Annotated in this window: 2 tRNA genes and 3 rRNA genes; all 5 read right to left on the reverse strand. The window is 57.3% G+C overall.

Annotation, left to right across the window (positions count from 1 at the left end):
• Positions 1-5 precede the first annotated feature (5 nt).
• Positions 6-120 (reverse strand): 5S ribosomal RNA (gene rrf, locus BUA40_RS14075).
• 110 nt (positions 121-230) lie between these two features.
• Positions 231-3,134 (reverse strand): 23S ribosomal RNA (locus tag BUA40_RS14080).
• 178 nt (positions 3,135-3,312) lie between these two features.
• A tRNA-Ala gene (locus BUA40_RS14085) sits at positions 3,313-3,385 on the reverse strand.
• 8 nt (positions 3,386-3,393) lie between these two features.
• Positions 3,394-3,467: transfer RNA gene (locus BUA40_RS14090), tRNA-Ile, on the reverse strand.
• A 93-nt stretch (positions 3,468-3,560) separates the two neighbouring features.
• A 16S ribosomal RNA gene (locus BUA40_RS14095) occupies positions 3,561-5,076 on the reverse strand.
• Together the 16S, 23S and 5S rRNA genes with 2 tRNA genes alongside form the textbook arrangement of a ribosomal RNA operon.
• Positions 5,077-5,112 lie beyond the last annotated feature (36 nt).

The following is a 5,112-nucleotide window of genomic DNA, read 5'->3' on the forward strand; positions in this document are numbered from 1 at the left end:
CGTGAATCCAGCAGCGACCTACTCTCCCGGGCCCGTGGGCCAGGTACCATCGGCGATGAGGGGCTTGACTTCCGTGTTCGGAAAGGGAACGGGTATGACCCCCTCTCGGTAACCGCTGAAACAATCTTGTCGGCGACAACCGGTGTCGAAAAAGTCTTTGTTAAGCACAGCCTTGAAGCGTGTGTGGATCCGGGCTGCCCACGCGGCAGATGAACCGAATCGTCGAAAAAAAGGAAAAGCTCTACCGGGCTATTAGTACCGCTCGGCTCAACGTGTCGCCACGCTCACACCTGCGGCCTATCGACGTCGTAGTCTACGACGGCCCTACATGGGGTTGCCCCCGCGAGACCTGATCTTGGGAACGGCTTCACGCTTAGATGCCTTCAGCGTTTCTCCGATCCGTACACGGCTACCCGGCAATGCCGCTGGCGCGACAGCCGGTACACCGGAGGTACGTCCGTCCCGGTCCTCTCGTACTAAGGACAGCTTCCCTCAAGTCTCGAACGCCCACACCGGATAGGGACCGAACTGTCTCACGACGTTCTGAACCCAGCTCGCGTGCCGCTTTAATTGGCGAACAGCCAAACCCTTGGGACCTTCTCCAGCCCCAGGATGCGACGAGCCGACATCGAGGTGCCAAACCTCCCCGTCGCTATGAACGCTTGGGGGAGATCAGCCTGTTATCCCCAGAGTACCTTTTATCCATTGAGCAACGGCCTTTCCACGCTGTACCGCGGGATCACTAAGCCCTACTTTCGTACCTGCCCGGCGTGTCCGCCTCGCAGTCAAGCTCCCTTATGCCTTTATGCTCTACGCGCGATTGCCGACCGCGCTGAGGGAACCGTTGGATGCCTCCGTTACCTTTTAGGAGGCGACCGCCCCAGTCAAACTGACCATCAGACACGGTCCCTGTCCCGGATGACGGGACGAGGTTAGATCTCAAAGCGCGCAAGGGTGGTATTTCAAGGGCGGCTCCGCGACGACTGGCGTCGCCGTTTCAAAGCCTCCCACCTATCCTACACATGCGGGCCCTAAAACCAATGTCAAAATACAGTGAAGGTTCATGGGGTCTTTCCGTCCAGGTGCGGGTTGCCGGCATCTTCACCGGCACTGCAATTTCGCCGAGTCCCGGGAGGAGACAGTGCAGAAGTCGTTACACGATTCGTGCAGGTCGGAACTTACCCGACAAGGAATTTCGCTACCTTAGGACCGTTATAGTTACGGCCGCCGTTTACCGGGGCTTCGATTCAGGGCTTCGCTTGCGCTGACCCCTCCTGTTAACCTTCCGGCACCGGGCACGTGTCAGACCATATACGTCCACTTGCGTGTTAGCATGGCCCTGTGTTTTTGGTAAACAGTCGCTTCTGCCGTTTCCCTGCGACCTCCAACCGCTTTCCACTGTTCATGGTGACAGTCGGAGGCTCCCCTTATCCCGAAGTTACGGGGTTAATTTGCCGAGTTCCTTCTCCCGAGTTGTCTCGAGCACCTTAGGCTATTCGCCTCGTCCACCTGTGTCGGTTTACGGTACGGGCCCACATTCGCTCCCTTAGGGGTTTTTCCTGGCACGGGCCCACGCGACTCCCGTTCCGGCCGAAGCCTTCGCGAGGTCCGGAGCCTGGGGCATGTACCGGGGGGATTTGCCTCCCCGGAGCCTTGCACTCCATCCGCGGCATCCGTCAGCCGCTACGCGCTGTCCCATGCGTCGCCCCGTCGGTAGTGACGCTTACTGTGGGGTTCCGGAATATTGACCGGATTGTCATCGGCTACGCCTCTCGGCCTCGTCTTAGATCCCGACTGACCCCGGGAGGATTATCCTTGCCCGGGAACCCTTGGACTTACGGTGTGCGGGTTTTTCACCCGCATTTTCGCATACTCATGCCAGCATTCTCGTTTCCGGTACCTCCAGCGGGCATCGCCACCCGCCTTCCCAGGCCTGCGGAACGCTCTCCTACCACTCCCTTGCGGGAGTCCACGACTTCGGTGACGTGCTTAGTCCCGATCATTTTCGGCGCGGGGTCGCTTGACCAGTGAGCTATTACGCTTTCTTTAAAGGGTAGCTGCTTCTAAGCTAACCTCCTGGCTGTCTGTGCAACCCCACATCCTTTACCACTCAGCACGTACTTGGGGACGCTTAGTCGATGGTCCGGGTTGTTTCCCTTTCGTCCGCTGATCTTATCACCCGCGGGCTGTCTGCCATGCACCACGTTCACGGTATTCGGAGTTTGATAGGGTTTGGTAAGCGGGTGTGCCCCCTAGTCCTTCCAGTGCTCTACCCCCGTGAAGCTATTCATGACGCCATACCTAAATATGTTTCGGAGAGAACAAGCTATCGCCCAGTTTGATTGGTCTTTCGCTCCTACCCACAGCTCATCCGGACACGTTTCAATGTATATCGGTTGGGCCCTCCACGGAATGTTACTTCCGCTTCAGCCGGGCCATGGGTAGATCACTAAGGCTTCGTGTCTGCCGCGTACGACTGGTCGCCCAGTTGAGACTCGCTTTCGCTTCGGCTCCGGGCCTGAGGCCCTTAACCTCGCCGTACGCGAGCAACTCGCTGGCTCATTAAACAAAAGGCACGCCGTCAGAAGGACAAGTCCTTCCTCCGACAGAATGTATGCACGCGGTTTCAGGCGCTCTTTCACTCCCCTCTCGGGGTGCTTTTCACCTTTCCCTCACGGTACTGTGCACTATCGGTCATCAGCTCGTATTTAGCCTTGGAGGGTGGTCCCCCCGTCTTCAGGCAGGATTTCACGTGTCCCGCCCTACTCTTCGACGGCCGAACAGTTCGTTGTGCCTACAGGCCTGTCACCTGCTGTGGGGGGGCTTTCCATCCCGCTTCGACACACTTCCCTGCTACGGAACCCGTCTGGGCTCCTCCCCTTTCGCTCACCACTACTGAGGGAATCTCGGTTGATTTCTTTTCCTCCGGGTACTTAGATGTTTCAGTTCCCCGGGTTAGCCTCCGCTGGACTATGTATTCGTCCAGAGGATACGCAAATGCGTGGGTTTCCCCATTCGGAATCGCCATGGTCAAAGACCCTTTGCGTCTCGCATGGCACTTTCGGGGCTTGGCCCGTCCTTCGTCGCCGGCTGATGCCAAGGCATCCCCCGCGTGCATTCCTTCGCTTAAATCCTGTTTTCCAGCGATTCAGCTCGATCTATTGCTGCATGAGCAGCTCGAATCCACCATTTGATTCTTGGTGCTTCAAGTCACTCTGTGCTTGTTGCTTTTTCGTATGTTGTCGCCAAAGTTTTCAATCTGCGTCCCGCATCTCGTACGGGAACTATCCTTGCGCCCGGGGGCGCTTGAACTGGAGCTAAGGAGACTCGAACTCCTAACATCCAGCTTGCAAAGCTGGCGCTCTACCAGTTGAGCTATAACCCCGAAAGGTATGGGCCTGAATGGACTTGAACCATTGACCCCCGCCTTATCAGAGCGGTGCTCTAACCAGCTGAGCTACAGACCCGGGCCCTAAAGGAACCGGAGATGTGCTTCATGTGACGGACTGTCAAAAAACGTGTTAACAGGTGGTCGGACGATTGTCCGATGTTTACTCCTTAAAGGAGGTAATCCAGCCGCACCTTCCGGTACGGCTACCTTGTTACGACTTAGCCCCAGTCAGAGGTCTCGCTTTAGGCGCTGGCCCCCCTTGCGGGTCGGCATCGCGACTTAGAGCGCTCCCTCCTTCCATGGCTTGACGGGCGGTGTGTACAAGGCCCGGGAACGTATTCACCGTGGTGTGCTGACCCACGATTACTAGCGATTCCAGCTTCACGGAGTCGAGTTGCAGACTCCGATCCGAACTGAGGACGGCTTTGAGGATTGGCTCCGCCTCGCGGCGTTGCGACCCATTGTACCGCCCATTGTAGCACGTGTGTAGCCCAGGATGTAAGGGCCATGAGGACTTGACGTCATCCACACCTTCCTCCGGGTTGTCCCCGGCAGTCTCTCCAGAGGGCCCCCTTGCGGGTGGCAACTGGAAACGTGGGTTGCGCTCGTTGCGGGACTTAACCCAACATCTCACGACACGAGCTGACGACAGCCATGCAGCACCTGTGCGGAACGTGTATTGCTACAAACGGCGATCTCTCGCCGCGGCGTTCCCATGTCAAACCCTGGTAAGGTTCTGCGCGTTGCTTCGAATTAAACCACATGCTCCACCGCTTGTGCGGGCCCCCGTCAATTCCTTTGAGTTTCATACTTGCGTACGTACTCCCCAGGCGGCATACTTAACGCGTTGGCTACGGTACCCGCGGCGAACCGCGGACACCCAGTATGCATCGTTTACGGTGCGGACTACCAGGGTATCTAATCCTGTTTGCTACCCGCACTTTCGAGCATGAGCGTCGATAAGTCCCCAGCAAGCTGCCTTCGCCATCGGTGTTCTTCCTGATCTCTACGCATTCCACCGCTACACCAGGAATTCCGCTTGCCCCTGAACTATCCAAGAAACCCAGTTCGGACTGCAGGTCCGGGGTTGGGCCCCGGTATTGTACAATCCGCTTGAGCTTCCGCCTGCGCTCCCTTTACGCCCAGTGATTCCGAACAACGCTTGCACCCCTCGTATTACCGCGGCTGCTGGCACGAAGTTTGCCGGTGCTTCCTCTCGAGGTACATTCAACATCGCCGAAACAATGCCTTATTCCCTCACGACAGTGGTTTACACACCGAAATGCTTCTTCCCACACGTGGCGTTGCTGCATCAGGGTTTCCCCCATTGTGCAATATTCCCTACTGCTGCCTCCCGTAGGAGTCTGGGCCGTATCTCAGTCCCAATGTGGCCGATCACCCTCTCAGGCCGGCTACCGATCGTCGCCTTGGTGGGCCGTTGCCCCGCCAACTAGCTAATCGGACGCAAGCTCATCCCCTGCCGATAAATCTTTTGTCAAGGCCCTATGCAGGACCCCACGATATCCGGTATTATCCGCGCGTTGGCACGGCTATTCCCGAGCAGGGGGCAGATTGCTTACGCGTTACTCACCCGTTCGCCGCTATCCATTGCTGGACCGCTCGACTTGCATGTATAAGACACGCCACCAGCGTTCGTTCTGAGCCAGGATCAAACTCTTCATTAATTTTTAAAGTCTTGGTCCCGTTAATCACGTTCGTAT

It is taken from the genome of Fibrobacter sp. UWT2 (genome assembly GCF_900142545.1).
Classification (GTDB): Bacteria; Fibrobacterota; Fibrobacteria; order Fibrobacterales; family Fibrobacteraceae; genus Fibrobacter.